At 64.9% G+C, this 598-nt stretch carries 1 protein-coding gene and 1 pseudogene; both read right to left on the bottom strand.

The genetic code is table 11. The features are described from left to right. A partial coding sequence (locus tag M622_RS0120825) for a hydroxymethylglutaryl-CoA lyase-like TIM-barrel protein (RefSeq protein ID WP_031347671.1) occupies positions 1-185 on the bottom strand: 185 nt, incomplete at its 3' end. A gap of 26 nt (positions 186-211) precedes the next feature. Then, positions 212-598, bottom strand: a pseudogene (locus tag M622_RS39225) (acetaldehyde dehydrogenase family protein); the annotation flags it as partial.

Genomic DNA, 598 nt, shown 5'->3' with positions numbered 1-598 from the left:
CCGTAGTTCACCGAGCTGCCACCGAGGCCGTCGCCGTGGGTGACCTCGATCAGCGGCACGCCCGCTTCGTCCAGACCGACGGCGATGGTGCGCATCTGCTCGAGCGTCATCAGGTGGCGCTTGGGGTGCATGCCGTCACGCAGCGTCATGTCGTGGACGGTGATTTTCTTGCCGCGAAGTTCCATGTTCATCTCCTTCTGATGGGGGCCGTTCAGGCCACCATCGTGGCGCGGTTGGATTCGAGCTTGAGGCGCCCGGCGAGGATTTCTTCAGCGAACATCTCGGCGGTACGCGCTGCGGCCGCGGTCATGATGTCGAGGTTGCCGGCGTACTTGGGCAGGTAGTCGCCCAGGCCCTCGACTTCCAGGTAAACCGAGACCCGATTGCCGTCGAACACCGGCCCATTGACGAGGCGGTAGCCGGGCACGTACTTCTGCACTTCCTTGATCATGGCGTGGATGGACGCGGTGATCGCCGCCTGGTCGGGCTCGGTCTCGGTCAGGCAGTGCACGGTGTCGCGCATGATCAGCGGCGGCTCGGCCGGGTTGAGGATGATGATGGCCTTGCCCTGTTTGGCGCCGCCCACCTTCTCCACCGC

Origin of the sequence: Thauera terpenica 58Eu, from assembly GCF_000443165.1 — a bacterium.
Classification (GTDB): Bacteria; Pseudomonadota; Gammaproteobacteria; order Burkholderiales; family Rhodocyclaceae; genus Thauera; species Thauera terpenica.
This window is presented reverse-complemented; position numbering and strand designations above follow the sequence as displayed.